This is a genomic window from Paractinoplanes abujensis (assembly GCF_014204895.1).
GTDB lineage: Bacteria > Actinomycetota > Actinomycetes > Mycobacteriales > Micromonosporaceae > Actinoplanes > Actinoplanes abujensis.
In genome coordinates this window covers 5,484,772-5,502,012 of the sequence record NZ_JACHMF010000001.1, presented here as the reverse complement: position 1 = coordinate 5,502,012, position 17,241 = coordinate 5,484,772, and the positions used below count along the sequence as shown (strand labels likewise).

The following is a 17,241-nucleotide window of genomic DNA, read 5'->3' as shown; positions in this document are numbered from 1 at the left end:
GAACGTACCGGAGCGTCAGGTGTTGGTGGGCGTACGCATCGGAACCGGGCGGGGCGAGGGCCGGCGCGCGGCGGTCGCGGCCGCCGTGGCCTGCTTGAGCGACCAGGGGTTGCCGCCCGGCTCGGCGTGCGCCCCGCGCCGCGGGGTGCCGGCCCCGTCGGTGAACTCCTCTTCGGTCATCGCCTGCAGCGCGCTGAGCGCCACCCCCACGATCGTGGCCGCGGTGATCAGGGTGATCGGCACGATCAGGGTGAGCGGCCGCAGCCCCGACACCGCGCTCGGCAGGCCCGGGTCGAGGCGCACCGACAGGGCGGCCATCCCGGTGTAGTGCATGCCGCACACCGCCACCGCCATGATCCCCGCGGCGCCGCTGATCGGGGCCCACCCGCGCACCGAGACGGTGAACCACAACGCGACGGTGCAGGCCACGACGGCGATGACGGCCGAGGCGCCCACCAGCGCGAGGTCGTAGCGCATCTCGCCCGCGACGTGCATGCCGAGCATGCCGGTGTAGTGCATGGCGAGCACACCGCCGCCGGTCAGCACGCCGGCCGCAACCACCTTGGGCGGGGTACGCCGCCCGTGCCCGACGATCAGCAGGCCGGCGCCGACCGCCACGACGGCCAGCACCAGGCTGCCCACGGTCATCGGCACGTCGAAACGCACCGGGCTGGCCGGCACCTCGAAGCCGAGCATGGCGGCGAAGTGCATGAGCCAGATCGCGCCGCCTCCGATCGCGAACGCGCCGATCAGCAGCCAGCGGTTGCGACGGCCGCGGGTGCGCGCGTCGCGGGCCCGGGCCGTGCTCAGCAGCCCGAAGAACGATCCCAGAAAGGCGAGCAGGAAGGCGGCGATCGGGTTGAAGACGCCGTACGTGAAGTGATGAACCTCGGCCACCGGCACTCCTCGCGGAAAAGATCGACGGATATCCGCAAGTGATTCAGTCAGCGATCCGGAGGGGTGCATCGCACGACGAGTGCGGCAGACCGGACAAACGGAACCGGGCCACCCGTTGGGGTGGCCCGGTTCTCGATAGTGGGGGATCAGATGCGGGATGCGGGGGCCGATCAGGTGAAGATGCTGACGCCGCCGGGGCCCACCAGGAGGCCGACGATGATCAGCACGATGCCCCAGAGCAGCTGCCGCCGGAAAAGCGCGAGGATACCGGCGACCACCAGGATGACTGCGAGAATCCAAAGAATTAGGTCCATGAACATCCGATACCCGAACCGCGAAAATCAGAAACCTGGTTCTTCGGCGCCCACAAGTGTGGCGTCGACCTCTTCGGACAGCAGCTGATAGACGTTGTACGCCTGCTTGATCACCGGGTGCGCGACGTTGCGGACGGGCACCCCGCCGGGCGTGCGGCCGCGCTCGGAGCCGTGGTGGGCGTGCCCGTGCAGGGCGAGCGCCGTCGGGGCGGAGTCGATGGCCCGGCCCAGCTGATAGCAGCCGAGGAAGGCGTAGATCTCCAGCGGCTCGCCGACCAGGGTTTCCGGCACCGGGGCGTAGTGGGTGAGCGCCACCAGGGCGTCGCACTCCACCGATTGCAGAGCGTTTTCCAGTACGGTCGCGTACCGCTCAGCCGTGCCGACGAAGTCCTTCATCTCGCGCTCGCCGAAGTTGCTCGCGCAGGCCCCGGCGAACCCGCCGCCGAAGCCCTTGGTGCCGGCGATGCCCAGCCGGTGCCCGCGGATCTCCAGCACGGTCGCGGCACCCTCCAGCACGGTGATCCCGGCGTCGGTGAGCACCTCGGTGACCTGCTGCTGCTGGTCGCTCTGGTGGTCGTGGTTGCCCAGCACGGCCACCACCGGCACGGCCAGCCCGCCGAACTCCTTGGCGAAGCAGCGGGCCTCCTCCGGCGTGCCGTGGCGGGTCAGGTCACCCGCCACCAGCAGCGCGTCGGCCCGGTCGGGCAGTTCCTCCAGGGCGGGCCGGTAGCGGCCCACCACGTCCTTGTCCACGTGGACGTCGCCCACGGCGGCGATCCGGATCATGAAATCTCCTCCACCTCGCTGGGCGCCTGGGCCCGCGTGATGCCGATGTCACACGTGATCTCCACGTCCGGGAAGTGGGTGGAGATCTGCTTGCAGATCTCGTCGCGGCGCTGTGCGCTCTCCACTTCGCCGCCGAGCACGATCAGGTGATCGCGGCGCTGCACGGTGATGCCCTGCTCGGCTATCCGGTCGTGCTCGGTGAGCAGGCGCTGGATCTCGGCCTCGAGATCGGTGTCGATGGTCATCCCAACCCCTCAGTGGTCAGCTTGCGAGGGCTTCCTCGCCGTCCGGGTACGGCACGACGTCCAGCCGGTCCAGCAGGATCAGGAAGGCCTCGGCGTACGGTGATTTCTCGGTCTCGCGGCGGACCCGGGGCCAGTCGATGAGTTCCCGCAGCGAGCGGGCCACCGGCAGGCCGGTCGCGAAGTCGCAGTAGTGCTGGCTGTAGCTCATGAGCTTGTGCACCATCAGCTGGGTCGCCGAGAGCACCGGCATGTAGATGGCCTCGACCGAGATCTGCTCGGTGTCGTTGAGCGTCTCGTCGGTCACCGGGGTCTCGACGGGCCGATAGATGAGGTCGACCATCCGGTCCTCGTCGTAGACCTTGACCAGCCAGTCCTCCGGCGGCTGCTCGGTGCGGAACCCGACCTTGGCCAGCTCGGCCAGCGCCTGCTCCTTGTCCTGCTCACGCAGCAGGAAGTCGACGTCGTGATCGCTGGAGTGGCCGCCGTGCGCGTAGACCGCGAAACTGCCGCCGAGCGCGAACGGTATGCCGGCGCCCTTCAAGGTCGACGCGACCTTCTTGAGCGTGCCGGCCAGACCCTCGTCCACCCGGTGCGGCATGGTGATTCCCCCTGTCGACGTGTGCGGTTCGGTGTCGGATACGACTACCCGGCCCGCCTCTCGTTGAATCGCCACCTCTGCGAGTCACCGGACAAAACCCCATTTTGGTACGCCGGGTCGGCCGCCGCCGGAGAAACGGCGCGTGCGACCGCCGGTTACCGTTGGTTGGCATGACCCCTCGGACGATCGCGCTGGTCGGCATGGACGGCTCGGGCAAGACGACCCAGGCGCACCGCCTGGCCGACGAGCTGCGCGCCGAGGGCCTGAACGCCGCCTACCGGCGCAACGCGGGCGGCCGGCACTGGTTCGGCCGGGTGGCCGTCCGGCTCGGCCGCAGCGACGCCGACGACCTGCTCGGCCGCCGCCCGATGCTGCTCGTCGAGGCGGTGCTGCGCTGGCTGGCCATCCTGCGCACGCTGCTGCGCCGGGCGCTCACCGGCGGCACCGTGGTGATGGACCGGTACGCGTTCTGCCAGTACGCGAGCCTGCGGGCCCGCGGGGCGAAACCGGCCGCGGAGCGCCGGGCCCGTCTGGCCTACCGTTTCTTCCCCCGCCCGGACGTGACGTTCCTGCTCGACGTGACGCCCGAGACCGCGTACGAGCGGATCGAGGCCCGCGGTTACGACAGCGAGACGATGGAATACCTCGCCGCGGCCCGCGCCGCCTATCACTCCCTGCCGGAGTTCGCGGACTTCGTCGTGATCGACGCCAACGGCACGCCCGACGAGGTCGCCGCAGCCATCCGCGCCGAACTGGCCCGCCGCGGCGCACCGGTGCCGGGCCGCTCGGTCCGCGGCATGATCCTGGCCGGCGGCCCGCTGGTGGCCGCCCTGGCCGTGGCGGGCTATCAGCTCGCGGAGGCGCTGTAGAGGCGCTACGCCCGGCCGTAGACGGGAATCTGGGCGCCGCTGGTGGGTGCGGAGGCGTCGGACGCCAGGAACAGGATCGTGGGCGCGATCTCGTCGGGCCGCACCCACTTCGCCACGTCGGCGTCGGGCATCGCGGCCCGGTTCACCGCGGTGTCGATCACGCTCGGCAGCACCGTGTTGCAGCGCACGTTGCGCGACTTGTACTCCACGGCCACGGAGTCGGCGAAGGCGAGCACGGCGGCCTTGGCGATCGCGTACGCCGAGCCACCGGGGAAGGGCGACAACGCCGTACGGGAGGAGACGCAGACGATGCTGCCACCGCCCGCGTCGACGAGGTGGGGCAGGGCCGCCTGGGTGACGAGATAGGTCGGGCGCAGATTCTGGTCGAGCTGGGCCGTCAGCCCCGCGTAGGGCGCCTCGGCGATCAGTGGCCCGCTGGCGAACCCCCCGACGAGGTTGATCACGGCGCGCAGCGGGTGATCGGGCGCGCCCGCGGTTACGGCGGCGGACACCGCGGTGGTGACGTCGGTCTCGTCTGTGAGGTCGGCCACCAGCGGCACGGCACCCTTGGGCAGCTTGTCGACGGACCCGGCGCGAACCGGAGCGACCACGCGCCATCCGTCCGCTACGAAAGCCTCCACCACGGCGACGCCCAGGCCGCCCGTGCCGCCCGTGATCAGGGCCGTACGTCCGTTCTCCATGTCGCTCATCGTGCCCCCCGCGCGCCGTCGGCCGCTGTGTTGTTCGTCACGCCACCAGCCGGATGGCGGCGCCGCTCCGAACCGTTGTCAAAGGGGCGTCACTCCGACGATGGTCACCCGGACGAGCTAGTGAACTGCGCCGCCACGTGCCGCATTGTGGCAGGTGGTCCCGTTCGGTGCAGTGCGGGATCTTTTTGCTGACGGCTTTTGTTTCAAGCCCGTCCTGAAGCTGTCGATCCAGCACGTGAACCTGGCGCGCCCAAGGAACGTACTGGGTGGTGACGGACGTCCCAAGGTCTTTGGTGATGGACGTCGCTGTGAGGGACGAGGGGCCGATGGTGTCATGAGACTTGCAACGGGTATGCCTCTGTCAGCGCTACCACAACTGGTCGCGCGACCGAATGTCGGGCCGCGGGAGCTTGCCTCTACGGAAGCCCTGTACAGGAAGTACGCACGCGGCTCTCAGCTATCCCCCAGACATTCGTGACACTTTCGACTCACCAGCCGGAATCAGTGCAGGCAGCCATTTGTTGTGTAGATGCCAGTAACCGCAATGTGCGAACTGCGGACGTTACGGGGAGGAACCGATGAACACAGGTATCACCCGTAGCGGGGTTAGTAGTGAAGGCAATGAGGGGACCGTGGGCAACGTGGAGAAGAACACCGTGATGCGGACCGATCAGGTCGCCGAAGAGCGTGACCTCGTCGGCGTCTACCTGCACGAGATCTCCCGGACTCCGCTGCTGGACGCCGCGCGGGAGGTCGAGCTCTCCAAGGCAATCGAGGCCGGCCTCTACGCCGAGCACCTGCTCGACAGCGGCGAGATCCGGCGCGGTGTGAGCCGGGAGGAACTGGAGCGACTGGTCTCCGAGGGCCAGAAGGCCAAGGACCTGTTCATCCGGGCCAACCTGCGACTGGTCGTGTCGATCGCCCGGCGCTACGTACGCTCCGGCATGCCGATGCTCGACCTGATCCAGGAAGGCAACACCGGCCTGGTCCGCGCCGTCGAGAAGTTCGACTACGAACGCGGCTACAAGTTCTCCACGTACGCCACGTGGTGGGTCCGCCAGGCGATCAGCCGGGCCATCGCCCAGCAGGAGCGCACCGTGCGACTGCCCGTGCACCTGGTCGAGGACGTCAACCGGATGCGCAACGTGACCCGCCAGCTCGTTCGTGAACTGGGCGGCGACCCCGAGCCCGAGCAGGTCGCGGCCGCCCTCGGGGTGACCGTCGAGCGGGTCAACGAGCTCACCCGCTGGGCTCAGGACACGGTGTCGCTCGACACCCCGGTCGGTGACGACGGCGACACCAACCTCGGCGACCTGGTGGCCGACAGCGACGCCCCCTCCCCGGAGGAGATCGTGCTGACCGCCCTGGAGCGTCAGCGCATCGAGGGCCTGCTCAACCACCTGGACGACCGGTCGGCCGGCATCATGCGGGCCCGCTACGGTCTCGAGGACGGCCGCGAGCACTCGCTGACCGAGGTGGCCTCGCGCTTCTCGCTGAGCCGGGAGCGGATCCGCCAGCTCGAGATCCAGGCGCTCGGCCGGCTGCGCGAGCTGGCCCGGGCCGAGGGCCTGCAGGCCGCCTGACGTTCCGCCGCTTCACCCCCCGTTACTCACCGACGCGAAAGGCCGGTACCCCAGTCGGGTACCGGCCTTCTCCGTGCGCGGGATCGCTAGACGACGCGTCCGAACCCGTACGGGGTCATGATGTTGATCGTCCGTTTCTTGACCACGGTGCCGGAGTGCGGCGCGTCGATGATCTGGTTGTCGCCGACGTAGATCGCCACATGGCCCAGGCTGCGGTAGAACACCAGGTCGCCCGGCTGCAGGTCGTCCCGGCTGATGCGTTTCGTCTCGCTCCACTGCGACTTGGTCTGGTGCGTCAGCGACTTGCCCGCCGCCCGCCACGCCGCCGAGGTCAGACCGGAGCAGTCGAAGCTGCCCGGGCCGTCCGCGCCGAACAGATACGGCTTGCCGATCTGGTTGTACGCGTACGTGACCGCGATGCCGGCCTTGCCGGAGATCTCCGGGATGGGCCCGTCGTAGCTGCCGCCCGTCTCCTGCGGCTGGCCGTAGGCGGCCTCCCGCATCGCGAACAGCTTCTTGAGGTCCTTCTGGATCGCCGTCTTCTGCGCCGTGAGCGCCCTCAGCTGGCCCTGCTGCTTGGTCTGGGTCGCCTTGAGGGCGGCCTGGCGCTCGCTGAAGTTCTGCGTCGCCTCGGTGAACGTGTCGATGTCGCGCTGGTTGGCCCGGGTCAGCATGTCGAGGTAGCTCATGCGATCCATCAGGCCGTCCTGCGTGCCCGTGAGCAGCGCGCTCATCGGCCCGACCCGGCCCTGCTTGTAGGACGTGGTCGCCAGGTTGCCGACCTGGGTGCTCGCGGCCTTCAGGGCGGCCTGAGCGGGAGCCAGGGACGCCTGGAGCTTCTTCGCGTCGTCCTGGGTCTTCTTCAGGTTGACGCGCATCGCGTTGTACTGCTCGGTGACGTCCTCGAGCTTGTTGGACGCCGCCTCGATCTGCTTCTTGAGCTCTGTCGCGGACGGGGCCGCTTGCGCGGGCGTCACGAAGGAGCCGGTGATCGCGGCGGCCATCGCCGCGACGACGAGGACCCGAAGCCTCGTACGGGGGTGGGGCACCGGTCAGTGGCCTTTCTTCCGCCTGGCCGCCTACCGGGTCCCGCGCTCGCGCGGACGTGCCCCGGGAACAGGGTTCCCCGGACTTCATCGATTCGGCGGCGTTGGCCGGCGCCACCAGGGGGAGTGGCTGCGGACCGAACCAACCGGATTAACCTATCGGCGAAAGATTCAAATGCAAGGGGTCACAGAGTGATTTAAGGCAATGGACCACTTTGCGTGAATGATCCCGATAACAGCAAGTAATTCGGCGGAAGCAAAGCGTCGAAGTCGGCTGTCAAACTGGACTTTTCACCGATTCCTCGGCCGGAACCCATTCCCGGCTCACCTTACGCTCGGCCCAGAACGACAGGAACGGGATCGTGCCGGAGAGCATCACCAGCAGCATCCGGCCGAACGCCCAGTGCGCGCGGCGCGACAGGTCGAACGTGGCGATCAGGTAGACCATGAACAGGAAGCCGTGGGCCGGGCCGACCGCCTCCACCACGACCGGGTTGTCGGCCAGGTATTTGAGCGGCATGCCCACGACGACGAGCGCGAGCAGGACCACGCCGACGATCCACGCGATGATCCGGTATCGGGTCAGGGCACCCTGCACGTTCTCGTTCCTAACCGGGATAGTCGCTCGGCCGGGCGCCGGGATGGGCGTTCAGCCAGGCGAGATAGTCGTTGTAGGCCGTGAGCTCGGGGTCGTCCTCTTTCGCCGAGGACTCGGTGGCCACGCGCACCGGCCGACCGACGGTAACAGCCGAACCTGGGAGCCTTTCCGGCTCGGACTTCACGGTGGTCTCGGCGCGGCCCTTCTTGCGGGCCAGCTGCACCTCGCGCCACCACAGGAAAACGACGAAGGCCGCGAACACCGGCCACTCGAACATGTAGCCCCAGCTGATCGAATTGCCCTCCTGGGCGCGGCTGAACTGCCACCAGCCCAGCACCAGGCAGCCGGAGGCGAGAACCACTGCCAGGACGTGCCGGGCGATCCACGCCGGGGTCCACAGGCCCTTCATGCACAGAAGCGTACCGGCGCGGGTTTGCTGGTCGTCCGCTCGGGCATCCCGATGAGACGTTGCGGCCCGACTCAGGAACTCGATGAGACGCCGGGGCCCGGCTTGAGAAGGAGAGGCACGATGACCGACGCCCGAGGGGACGCCCCGCTGATGGAGACCGGCATCGATCCGGCCACTCTGGGCGACGACGACCTGTTCCGAGAGCTCGCCAGCCTCTACCGGGCGCGCCTGGCCACTCTGCGGCACGGGCCGGACGCGGCGCTGAGCAACCACTTCAAGCGCACCGCCGAGCTCGAGACCGAATACATCACCCGCTATCCCAGCCGCGAGGTCGATCCGGACCGGCTCACCCAGGACTTCTAGGGGTTCCTCTTGATGCAGTCCCTGCGTGCGCGAATGGCGCGCGTCGAGCAGTCGTACGCCCCCCACGACCATCGCCCCCTGGGCGGCTACGCGGTGGCGATGGGGGCCTTCGGGGCCCTCGCCGCCTCGCTCGCCGTCGCGGTCAAAGCCACCGGAAAACCCGTGCCGGCCCGCCCCGCCACCGCCGACGTCGTCCTGCTGTCGCTGGCCACCCACAAACTGAGCCGGTTGCTGGCGAAGGACTCGGTGACCAGTCCGCTGCGGGCCCCCTTCACCCGCTACGCCGAGCCCGCCGGGGCGGCGGAGCTCAACGAGGAGGTGCGGGACCACGAGAGCTCGGTCAAGCACGGTCTCGGCGAGCTCGTGAGCTGCCCGTTCTGTCTGGCGGTGTGGGTTGCCACGAGCCTGACCGGCGGGCTCGTGCTGGCGCCCCGCCTGACCCGGCTGGCCGCCGTGACCCTGACAGCGACCGCGGTGTCGGACTTTCTGCAGCTGGGCTACGACGTGGCCAAGCGCGCCGCCGAGGGCGATTAGTTCCCCCGTACGCGTTGACGGCCCGGACGATCGTCCGGGCCGTCGCTTTTTCTCAGGGCGGGCCTTCGCGTTCCAGGCCGGCCCAGCCTTCGGGGCTCTCCGGCTCGGCGTCGTCGTCCTGCCCGGCCGACACGTCCTCGTCGACTGTGGTGTCGCTGTGTTCGCCGGCGAAATCTTCCTGCTCGTCCGGATCCCCGATCGGCTCCATGGCGGTCTCCTCTCAGACTTCCAGCGCGCGAAGCGCCTCGGCTGCCTCGTCCTGGGCGTATTCGCCCTCCGGCAGTGCGTCGACCCGCGTCAGGGCCAGGGCCGGCAGATCGGCCGCGAGGGCCCGGCGCTGCAGGTCGGCGCTGCTCAGCCGCTCCTGGCCGTCGAAGACGTCATCCAGGAAGGCGTCCAGCTCACGAATCTCATCGGTCACGGGAACCCGGCTACCCGGCCCGAGGTCACCGAAACTTTGTGGTCGGCGTCACATTTGCTAACGGAATCGGGGTGGGGGTCCGACCGTTGATGACAGGTGTCGGTGTGCCCAGTGTCCCCGGGCCTCACCCATTGCCTTCACGGAATACCGTTCGGCTGGAGCCGTGTTGAGCCACTCGCCGCGAGGCGACCTGCACACCGACACCTGCGCCGCCTTCGGGTTCTCCCGGGGGCGGCGTTTCCTTTGGTCCGCGTTTCTCTCCCGGCCCCGTTTCCGCTCCGCTCACTGCGGGTAGTCGATCTCTTATGAGTGACGACCGGACCGAGCAGAGGGCGGCCGAACTGCTGCCCGAGGAGCGGGCCGCCGGCAGCGCGGACCCGCGGGCCCAGGCCGAGGCGATCCTCGCGGAGTCCGACGAGCGGGAAGCCGACCCGGGCGCCGCGCCGGACTCGTTCCTGGAGCGCCGCCGCTCGGACCAGACGGCCGAGCCCACGGAAACCACCCGGTAGAGGCACACGACTTACGTGATCGTCGATGGTCATGGCAGGATGCCCCGCGTGTCCGCCCCTTATCGCCGGGTTTCGCCCCCGGATCGTGGTCCCGCCCGGGTCGTGAGCCGGCCGCGGCGCACCCGCTCCGTGCTGCGGGCGGCCGTGCCCGCGGGACCGCACCCGGTGGAACTGGCCGGCCTGCTCCACGAGCTCACGGCGAGCCTGCTGGCGGCCGAGAGCTTCCCGCAGGCGCTGAACAGGCTGACCGCCCACGCCGTCGCGGCCGTGCCCGGAGCCGTCCGCAGCTCGGTCGTCCTGATCGGCGAGGGCGGGCCGCTGACCCACGCGGGCCACGGCGCCGCCGGCGCTGCGGTCGACGCCGTCCAGTACGCCGCGGGCACCACCGGGCCAGGTCTCGAAGCTGCCCGCACCCGCTCCACGGTCACCGTGCCCGATCTCGCCACCGACGCGCGCTGGCCCGACCTGGCCGCGGCCGCTCGCGCCGAGGGCGTGCACGCGGTGGCCGCCGTCCCGCTCGACCTGCCCCGGGCCGACGTCGGCGCGCTCAGCCTGTATTTCGACACCACCGAGGCGCCCGGCGCCGACCACCTGCTGACCGCGATGGCGCTGGCCAACCAGGCCGAGCTGCTGCTCGGCGAGCTGCGCCGCCGGGACGCGCTGAGCTCCGGGGCCGTCATCGACCGGGCCATCGGCGTGATCATCGCCCAGCGCGGCTGCGGCGTGCAGGAGGCCTACACCGTGCTGCGCGACACCGCCCAGCGCCTCGGCCTGGATCGGCAGGCCGTCGCCGGCCGCCTGATCACCGTGGCCGCCCGCAACGCCTGACGGTCCTCAGTCGGCGGGCCGGCCGACGTGCTGGATCACCTCGAACTCGAGCAGGGCCGCGCCGGTGGCGACCGGACGTGGGCGCTGCTCGCCCTCGCCGGCGTGGGCGGCCCGGCCGCTGCCGCTGGACCAGGCCTGGAACGCCTCCTCCGACTCCCAGCGCGTGTAGACGAAGTAGCGCGTCTCGCCGGCGACGGGCCGCAGCAGCTCGAAGGCCAGGAAGCCCGGCGCCTTCTCCACCATGCCCTTGCGCGCGGCGAACCGGCGCTCGAACTCCTCGGCGCCGCCCTCGGGCACCTCGATCGCGTTGATCTTCACAACAGCCATGCCCGCCAAGCTAGTGCGTCGCGGGCGCGGCCGCCCCTGCGCCCGCCTCACCCTGTGGACAACCCCACGCCCTGTGGACAACCGGCCTTCGCGACTTGACAACCGGTACGGTCAAGCCACATTTCCCCTGGGTGGGCGGGGGAGGTGGGGGCACGCCAGCGATCTTGCAAAAAGGAACGCCTGCGTCGCGGGGAGGCGACGCAGGCGTTCGGGGTCGTGGCGGTTACTGGGATTTGTCCTTGGCCGCCGGGACCGGCTCGTCCTGCTCCGGGCCCGCGCCGACCTCGCCGGGCACGCCCATGCTGTTCTCGGCGGCCAGGGCGTCGTCGGCCCGCTGCTGCTGGGCCGAACGGAGGCTGAGCGGGATCTCGGGCAGGAAGAACACCACGATCAGGCCGAGGATCATGACGGCCAGGGCCAGCAGGAAGACCACCTGGATGCCGTCGGAGAAGCCCACCTTGAAGGGGTGCGCGACGGCGTCGCTGAGCGAGCTCAGGAACGAGGTGTCGCTGAGGTCGCCGCCGCCCTGGATCTGCTGCAGCTGCTGCGCCTGCGACGGGTCGGCCTGCAACGCCTGCTGGAACTCGGGGGTGCCCTGCGCGCTCTGGTAGGCGCTGCCGATCTTGCTGGGAAGCACGTTGAAGAGAACCGACAGGAACACCGCGGTGCCGAGCGTGCCGCCCATCGAGCGGAAGAACGTGACCGAGCTGGTCGCCACGCCGATCTCGCGCGGGGAGACCGCGTTCTGCACGGCGGTGATCATCGGCTGCATGTTGCCGCCCAGGCCGAGGCCCATCAGCACCATGATCAGCATGGTGCGCCAGAGCGGGGTGTCGGCGCCGATCGTGGCGAACAGGCCGAGCGCGGCCACCATCAGCGTGCTGCCGATGATCGGGAAGATGCGGTAACGACCCGTACGGGCGATGAGCTGGCCGCTGATGATCGAGCCGGACATGATGCCGAACACGAACGGGATCATCTGCAGGCCCGCCATGGTGGCCGTGGAGCCCTTGACGATCTGCAGGTAGAGCGGCACGGTCATCAGGCCGCCGAACATCGCCATGCCGAGGATCGTGCTCGAGGTGGCGCCGACGGCGATGGTGCGGTTGCGGAACAAGCGCAGGGGCAGCAGGGCTTCGTCCCCGTACGCCCGTTCGGCGAACACGAACGCCACCAGGCCGATCACGCCGATGGCGTAGCAGGCCAGCGCGCGCGGCGAGTCCCAGCCCCAGGCGCGGCCCTGCTCGGCGATGGTCAGCAGCGGCACGAGGCCGACGATCAGGGCGACGGCGCCGGGCCAGTCGATGCGGTGGTCGACGCGCTGGTGCGGCAGGTGCAGCACGCGGGCCACGACGATCATGGCGGCGATGCCGATCGGGACGTTCAGGTAGAACACCCAGCGCCAGCCGTCGACCCACAGGATGTGGTCGGCGCCGGCGAAGAAGCCGCCCAGGATCGGGCCGAGCACGCTCGCCGTGCCGAAGACGGCCAGGAAGTAGCCCTGGTACTTGGCGCGCTCGCGGGGCGGCACGATGTCACCGATGATGGCGAGCGCCAGCGACATCAGGCCGCCGGCGCCGATGCCCTGGATGGCCCGGAAGGCGGCCAGCTCGTACATGTTCTGCGAGAGGCCGCAGAGGAACGACCCGACGACGAAGATGCCGATCGCGAACAGGAAGAACGGGCGCCGGCCGTAGATGTCGGAGAGCTTGCCGTAGAGCGGGGTCGAGATGGTCGACGTGATCAGGAAGGCCGTCGTGGCCCAGGCCTGAATGTTGAAGCCGTTCAGGTCGTCCGCGATGGTGCGGGTCGCCGTGGCCATGATCGTCTGGTCGAGGGCGGCCAGGAACATGCCCATCATGAGACCGCCGAGGATCGTGAGGATCTGGCGGTGGGTGAATTCCGTGGACGCCTGGGCGGGCGGCGCGGTGGGGTTGGAGGTGCTCACGCGTTCTCCCGTGGTGTGGCGAGTTGAGCCTCGACCGAGCTGTTGAATTCTGAGAAGAGGCCGGCGAAGGTGGCGATCCGCTCGGCGGGCCAGTCGGCGAGCGCCTCGCGCAGCCAGACCTGACGGGCCTCCTGGAGCCGAACGACTGCGGCCAGCCCGGCCTCGGTGATCGCGAGCCGGGAGGCCCGGCCGTCGACCGGGTCGGCCTCGCGACGGGCGAGACCGGCCTTGACCAGCTGGGCGACCTGGCGGCTGACCGTGGACGGGTCGGCCTGCTTGATCTCGGCGAGATCGGTGGCCCGGAGCGGACCCCGGAAACGCAGCGGGAACAGCAACATCAGGGCGGAGGACTCCGCACCGAGGTCGCCGACGTTCAGCATGCTCTTGGCCCGCGCGACAACACGGGCGAACCGCATAAGTTCGTCCGACAACTCCGGGATGGTGTCGTGAATGTCGCGATCGTGCACGTTCTGCCATCCTGCCGGTTCCAGCGAAAGATAGGTGCAACATACAACTGGTTGCGTGATGAATGCATCAACGCATGCGCCAGACTCCTGTGACGAGCGTCTCGGCTTCCTCGAGGGCTGCGGGCACCGGCACGGCGTACTCGGCGATCCGATCGAAGAGCCGGTCGGGGAAATACCCTCGTCCAGGGTCGCCAACCAAGACCTCGGCCCCCTTGCGGCGGGCGGCTCGCATCTGGCGGGCCATCTCGGGGGCCACCGTGGGGCTGTAGAAGACGTCACCCGCCAGGAGCACGTCAGGGGCCTCGGCCGGGGCGCTCAGCGTGACGCCGTTGGCGGCGGCGTTGCGGCGGGCCGCCGCCTCGGACGCCGGGTCGAGGTCGGTCGCGGCCACCTCGGCCGCGCCGGCCTTGGCGGCGGCGATGGCGGCGACGCCGCTGCCGGTGGCCAGGTCGAGGACCCGCCGGCCGGCGACCGTCTGCGGGTGGTCGAGCAGAAAACGGGCCAGGGCCTGGCCGCCGGCCCAGACGAAGGCCCAGAACGGGGGCGGCTCGTCGCTGCGGAACTCGCCGCCTGCCGAGTCGAACAGCCCGGCCGAGTCGGCCGCCAGATGCAGGGAGATCTCCGGGGCCAGAGGCACCGGACGGAGTCGGGTCGTGGGCTGCGGCACGCCGCGATTCTGCGCCTGCCGGGTCGCCTTCGCGCGCTAATTGACCTGCGTCACATGCTCGAGCTTGGTGCGATAAGCGTCGCGGGCCTCGGTGGCCCAGGGCAGGTCCTCCTCCTCGAGCAGCGGGCGGCAGGCGACGAAGGAGGCCGCGGTGAGCGGCTTGACCCGGCGCTCGGCGGGACGGCCGAGGGCAGCGGTGATCAGCTCGTCGAAGCGGGCGACGTCGATGCGGACGCGGTCGGGGTCGAGGGACCAGCGGCCGTCGCGGCGGCGCACCACGGAGTCGCGCGGAGCCGTGCCCGGCTCCAGGTGATCCCGCAGGACCGACATGTCGCTTTCGACGCTCTTCTTCTTTTCTCCCAGCAGGCCGGCCAGCTCCGAGGTGGACATTTCGCCCCGCAGCGCGAGCAGGGCCAGGAGGCGACGCGGGTGGTCACCCCCGAAATCCGGCCCGGCCAGCAGGACGCCCCTGGTCCGGACCTCGACGCGGCCGAAAAGCTGGATGTCGAACATGTTTCGGAACTCTGCTGGTGAGAGGGTAAAAGCGGCAAGCCCCAATGCGGGGGGTGACCTCACCCGAAAGATTGGTTATAGCGGCCGCTCGGCCTCATCCGATCATCGGGCGTACCGCCGGATCGGATCCGGGCCGGTGCACCACCCGCCTGTTGGTACGGCAAAGATGAGTGCGGGTACTCCTTAGACTTCCACGGGTCGGATCGGGGAAAGGTGGCGCATGACTAACGGCGATGCGATCAGCGTGCTCGTCGTCGACGGCCACCAGACGTTTGCCGAGCTGCTCGGACACGCCCTGGCCGGCCAGCCCGACCTGCGGTACGTGGGGCATGCGCTGACCGGCGCGGAGGCCCTGCGGCTGGCCGCCGAGCTGCGTCCCGACGTGATCCTTCTCGATCCGGATTTGTCCGATGCGGACGGAATTGCGATCGCCGAGCTGCTCCGCGTACGCCAGCCGGACACACGTGTGGTGATCCTCACTGCCAGCGATGAGTCGGCGCTCGTGGGGCGGGCCACCGCGGCGGGGGCGGCCGGGTTCCTCTCCAAGAACGGCGCGCTCGGTGACGTGCTGAACGCGTTGCGCACGGCCCACGGCGGCGGCATGACCGTCTCCACCGACATCCTGGCCCGGTTGCTGCGCAGCACCAGCCCGGTGGTCGGCCCGCGCGGCGGCGGCCTCACCGCGCGTGAGGACGAAGTGCTCCAGCTGATGGCGGCCGGGCTCGACGCGCGCGCCATCGCCCGCCGGCTCGGCATCAGCCTGCACACCTGCCGCGGCTACGTGAAGGCCGTGCTGGCCAAACTGGGCGCGCACAGCCAGCTCGAGGCGGTCGCGATCGCCACCCGCCGTGGCCTGGTACGACCCGGCCGGTAGTAACGGTAAGTAGTTCCCCTCGGTACTCATCCGGGAAGACGTGAAATCCGTACCTGTTCACGGGGATGGGCGGCCGCGCCGCGGCGCCGATCTAGGTATCAGGGGAAGGGCTTCACGTGGACCGGACAGCAGCTGACCGAGCAGCGGCTGGCGGCACACCGTCCGATGTGGCGGTGGCCGAGCCGTCGACGACGGGAACGCCAGGCGGCGGTGCCCGCGACACCATGTACCGGCGGCCGCCGGCCCGGCCGGCGGCGGACGACCCGCCGTGGTTCGGATCGTCCGAGCCGGCGTCGGCGGCCGAGGCGCCGGCGGTGCCGGCGCCCGACTTCGGCCCGGCCACGCCGAGCGGGGGCAGCCGCATCTCGTTCGGCTTCACGTCGAGCCCGATCTCGCCCGTGCGTCACCCGGCGTCACCGACGTCGCCCGCCGCCCCGGCCGCGCCGGAGCCCGTCGAGCCGATCTCGCCGACCGGCCTGGGCGCGCCGCCGCCGACCGGCGTGAGCGCGCCGCCGTCGACGGGCCTGGGCGCTCCGCCGTCGACGGGCCGGGGCGCGCCGCCGTCGACCGAGCTGCCGGTGCGGCGCGCCACCGGCCACACGGGCGAGCAGCGCCGCGTCTCCACCCACACGGGTGAGCAGCGTCGGGTGTCCACGCACACGGGTGAGCAGCGACGGCTGTCCGAAACGGGTGGTTTCGCCCGTGCCGACTCCAGCGAGTTCCGTCGGGTGATGGACGCCCGTGCCCTCGACGCGCACACGATGGACCCGCGCCCGGACGAATTCCGGGCCCCCGCGGGCGGTGGCGCCGACACCGGCGAGTTCCGGCGCTTCCTCGAGGCCGGCGACAACCCGGCCGAAACCGGCGAGCAGCGCCGGGCCGATGCCGGTGCGCAGCGCGGGGCCGACACCGGTGAGCAGCGCCGGATGGCTGCCGCCGTGCCGCCGCCCCCGCGCCAGTCACGTGCCGTCACGGTCGGCATCGTGCTGCTCAGCCTGGTCGTGCTGGTGGCCGGCGGCATCGTCGGCGTCGCGTATTTCACCGGCACCGACGACAAGCTCGACTCGGTGCTGCAGCTCGGCGCGGGCAACAAGGCCGGCGAGCGTGCGGTCACCGCCCCGCTCGACAACCGCAGCCAGGCCAGTTTCGAGCTGCTCGCGGCGACCACCCGGGTCAACGTGTCGATCGGCGAGCTGGGCGACGACCTCTACCGCATCTCCACCCCGGAGGACTCCGGCATCCTGCCCGACCCGGTGATCCGCGCCGACGACGTCAAGCTGCAGGTCACCAAGGACGGCGACGGCGGCACCGGCGGCGAGATCACCATCGTGCTGGCGGCCAAGGTGCGCTGGGCCCTGCGCTTCTCCGGATACGCCGAGGAGCAGGCCATCAACCTCAGCGGCGGCCAGATCAGCGGGCTCGAGATGGTCGGCGGGATGCGCACGGCCCAGATCAGCCTGGCCCAGCCGACGGGCACCGTACCGATCAAGGTGAACGGCTCGGTCGAGAAGCTCGTCGTGACGTCACCGACCGGCAGCCCCGTGCGGATCAAGGTCGGCGGCGGCGCGCAGACCGTCGTGGCCGGCAGCCGCACGCTCAAGGACGTGGCGCCCGGTTCGACCCTGACCCCGAAGAACTGGGCGGTGCAGAACCGGTACGACATGGGCGCCGGGGCCCCGATCACGGCCCTGACCGTCGAGAACAGCTGACCGCCGTACGGGAAAAAGGGCGCCTC

24 protein-coding genes are annotated in these 17,241 nt (G+C 70.3%); 8 read left to right on the top strand and 16 right to left on the bottom strand.

The window, feature by feature from the left end:
- Positions 1 to 15: 15 nt before the first annotated feature.
- The 5 genes from BKA14_RS25045 to BKA14_RS25025 all read right to left on the bottom strand — a co-directional run bounded on the left by BKA14_RS25045 (position 16) and on the right by BKA14_RS25025 (position 2,840).
- Positions 16 to 897: an MHYT domain-containing protein gene (locus tag BKA14_RS25045; RefSeq protein WP_184953307.1), complete on the bottom strand. Its 882-nt coding sequence runs from the start codon at positions 895 to 897 to the stop codon at positions 16 to 18.
- A 170-nt stretch (positions 898 to 1,067) separates the two neighbouring features.
- The gene (locus BKA14_RS25040; protein ID WP_166661129.1) at positions 1,068 to 1,211 is read right to left on the bottom strand and encodes a GPGG-motif small membrane protein; all 144 of its coding nucleotides are present in this window, start codon (positions 1,209 to 1,211) and stop codon (positions 1,068 to 1,070) included.
- 27 nt (positions 1,212 to 1,238) lie between these two features.
- The gene (locus BKA14_RS25035; RefSeq protein ID WP_184953306.1) at positions 1,239 to 1,997 is read right to left on the bottom strand and encodes a metallophosphoesterase family protein; all 759 of its coding nucleotides are present in this window, start codon (positions 1,995 to 1,997) and stop codon (positions 1,239 to 1,241) included.
- Positions 1,994 to 2,242: a hypothetical protein gene (locus tag BKA14_RS25030; protein WP_184953305.1), complete on the bottom strand. Its 249-nt coding sequence runs from the start codon at positions 2,240 to 2,242 to the stop codon at positions 1,994 to 1,996. Before BKA14_RS25030 ends, BKA14_RS25035 begins: the two co-directional genes overlap by 4 nt.
- A gap of 16 nt (positions 2,243 to 2,258) precedes the next feature.
- The gene (locus BKA14_RS25025) at positions 2,259 to 2,840 is read right to left on the bottom strand and encodes a nucleotidyltransferase (RefSeq protein ID WP_184953304.1); all 582 of its coding nucleotides are present in this window, start codon (positions 2,838 to 2,840) and stop codon (positions 2,259 to 2,261) included.
- A 170-nt stretch (positions 2,841 to 3,010) separates the two neighbouring features.
- On the opposite strand from BKA14_RS25025, the gene BKA14_RS25020 reads away from it, so the two are divergent.
- Complete coding sequence (locus BKA14_RS25020; protein ID WP_184953303.1) at positions 3,011 to 3,709, top strand: dTMP kinase; 699 nt, start codon at positions 3,011 to 3,013, stop codon at positions 3,707 to 3,709.
- A gap of 5 nt (positions 3,710 to 3,714) precedes the next feature.
- On the opposite strand, the gene BKA14_RS25015 is transcribed toward BKA14_RS25020, so the two are convergent.
- Positions 3,715 to 4,410 (bottom strand): SDR family NAD(P)-dependent oxidoreductase, encoded by a 696-nt coding sequence (locus tag BKA14_RS25015; protein ID WP_184953302.1) that lies wholly within the window; start codon positions 4,408 to 4,410, stop codon positions 3,715 to 3,717.
- Positions 4,411 to 4,997: 587 nt separating this feature from the next.
- On the opposite strand from BKA14_RS25015, the gene BKA14_RS25010 reads away from it, so the two are divergent.
- A complete protein-coding gene (locus BKA14_RS25010) occupies positions 4,998 to 6,002 on the top strand; it encodes a sigma-70 family RNA polymerase sigma factor (protein ID WP_184953301.1) in 1,005 nt (334 codons plus the stop codon).
- An 86-nt stretch (positions 6,003 to 6,088) separates the two neighbouring features.
- Here BKA14_RS25010 and BKA14_RS25005 read toward each other — a convergent pair whose 3' ends face one another.
- From BKA14_RS25005 to BKA14_RS24995, 3 genes are all read right to left on the bottom strand, one after another.
- The gene (locus BKA14_RS25005; RefSeq protein ID WP_184953300.1) at positions 6,089 to 7,006 is read right to left on the bottom strand and encodes a C40 family peptidase; all 918 of its coding nucleotides are present in this window, start codon (positions 7,004 to 7,006) and stop codon (positions 6,089 to 6,091) included.
- A gap of 319 nt (positions 7,007 to 7,325) precedes the next feature.
- On the bottom strand, positions 7,326 to 7,646 hold the full coding sequence (locus BKA14_RS25000) for a DUF3817 domain-containing protein (RefSeq protein ID WP_184953299.1): 321 nt from the start codon (positions 7,644 to 7,646) through the stop codon (positions 7,326 to 7,328).
- Positions 7,647 to 7,656: 10 nt separating this feature from the next.
- Complete coding sequence (locus tag BKA14_RS24995; RefSeq protein ID WP_184953298.1) at positions 7,657 to 8,055, bottom strand: hypothetical protein; 399 nt, start codon at positions 8,053 to 8,055, stop codon at positions 7,657 to 7,659.
- Positions 8,056 to 8,106: 51 nt separating this feature from the next.
- On the opposite strand from BKA14_RS24995, the gene BKA14_RS24990 reads away from it, so the two are divergent.
- The gene (locus BKA14_RS24990) at positions 8,107 to 8,418 is read left to right on the top strand and encodes a DUF6158 family protein (RefSeq protein ID WP_438861901.1); all 312 of its coding nucleotides are present in this window, start codon (positions 8,107 to 8,109) and stop codon (positions 8,416 to 8,418) included.
- Positions 8,419 to 8,430: 12 nt separating this feature from the next.
- Positions 8,431 to 8,952, top strand: a complete 522-nt coding sequence (locus BKA14_RS24985) for a DUF1360 domain-containing protein (protein WP_184953296.1) — start codon at positions 8,431 to 8,433, stop codon at positions 8,950 to 8,952.
- Between the two features lie 52 nt (positions 8,953 to 9,004).
- On the opposite strand, the gene BKA14_RS24980 is transcribed toward BKA14_RS24985, so the two are convergent.
- Positions 9,005 to 9,160 (bottom strand): hypothetical protein, encoded by a 156-nt coding sequence (locus BKA14_RS24980; protein WP_184953295.1) that lies wholly within the window; start codon positions 9,158 to 9,160, stop codon positions 9,005 to 9,007.
- A gap of 12 nt (positions 9,161 to 9,172) precedes the next feature.
- Entirely contained in the window at positions 9,173 to 9,373 is a 201-nt protein-coding gene (locus tag BKA14_RS24975) for a hypothetical protein (protein WP_184953294.1), read from the bottom strand.
- A gap of 305 nt (positions 9,374 to 9,678) precedes the next feature.
- Between BKA14_RS24975 and BKA14_RS24970 the strand changes: the two genes are divergently transcribed.
- Both BKA14_RS24970 and BKA14_RS24965 read left to right on the top strand, forming a co-directional pair.
- Positions 9,679 to 9,882 (top strand): hypothetical protein, encoded by a 204-nt coding sequence (locus BKA14_RS24970; protein ID WP_184953293.1) that lies wholly within the window; start codon positions 9,679 to 9,681, stop codon positions 9,880 to 9,882.
- Positions 9,883 to 9,930: 48 nt separating this feature from the next.
- On the top strand, positions 9,931 to 10,710 hold the full coding sequence (locus BKA14_RS24965; protein WP_239093452.1) for a GAF and ANTAR domain-containing protein: 780 nt from the start codon (positions 9,931 to 9,933) through the stop codon (positions 10,708 to 10,710).
- 6 nt (positions 10,711 to 10,716) lie between these two features.
- Here BKA14_RS24965 and BKA14_RS24960 read toward each other — a convergent pair whose 3' ends face one another.
- The 5 genes from BKA14_RS24960 to BKA14_RS24940 all read right to left on the bottom strand — a co-directional run bounded on the left by BKA14_RS24960 (position 10,717) and on the right by BKA14_RS24940 (position 14,632).
- The gene (locus BKA14_RS24960; RefSeq protein WP_184953291.1) at positions 10,717 to 11,037 is read right to left on the bottom strand and encodes an antibiotic biosynthesis monooxygenase family protein; all 321 of its coding nucleotides are present in this window, start codon (positions 11,035 to 11,037) and stop codon (positions 10,717 to 10,719) included.
- Positions 11,038 to 11,260: 223 nt separating this feature from the next.
- Entirely contained in the window at positions 11,261 to 12,985 is a 1,725-nt protein-coding gene (locus BKA14_RS24955) for an MDR family MFS transporter (RefSeq protein ID WP_184953290.1), read from the bottom strand.
- Complete coding sequence (locus BKA14_RS24950; RefSeq protein WP_239093450.1) at positions 12,982 to 13,452, bottom strand: MarR family winged helix-turn-helix transcriptional regulator; 471 nt, start codon at positions 13,450 to 13,452, stop codon at positions 12,982 to 12,984. The genes BKA14_RS24955 and BKA14_RS24950 overlap by 4 nt, the downstream gene beginning before the upstream one ends.
- 67 nt (positions 13,453 to 13,519) lie before the next feature.
- Positions 13,520 to 14,119, bottom strand: coding sequence for a class I SAM-dependent methyltransferase (locus BKA14_RS24945; protein WP_184953289.1), 600 nt, complete (start codon positions 14,117 to 14,119; stop codon positions 13,520 to 13,522).
- Between the two features lie 36 nt (positions 14,120 to 14,155).
- The gene (locus tag BKA14_RS24940; protein ID WP_184953288.1) at positions 14,156 to 14,632 is read right to left on the bottom strand and encodes an AfsR/SARP family transcriptional regulator; all 477 of its coding nucleotides are present in this window, start codon (positions 14,630 to 14,632) and stop codon (positions 14,156 to 14,158) included.
- A 220-nt stretch (positions 14,633 to 14,852) separates the two neighbouring features.
- Between BKA14_RS24940 and BKA14_RS24935 the strand changes: the two genes are divergently transcribed.
- A complete protein-coding gene (locus BKA14_RS24935) occupies positions 14,853 to 15,506 on the top strand; it encodes a response regulator (protein WP_184953287.1) in 654 nt (217 codons plus the stop codon).
- 173 nt (positions 15,507 to 15,679) lie between these two features.
- Complete coding sequence (locus tag BKA14_RS24930) at positions 15,680 to 17,215, top strand: hypothetical protein (RefSeq protein ID WP_184953286.1); 1,536 nt, start codon at positions 15,680 to 15,682, stop codon at positions 17,213 to 17,215.
- Positions 17,216 to 17,241 lie beyond the last annotated feature (26 nt).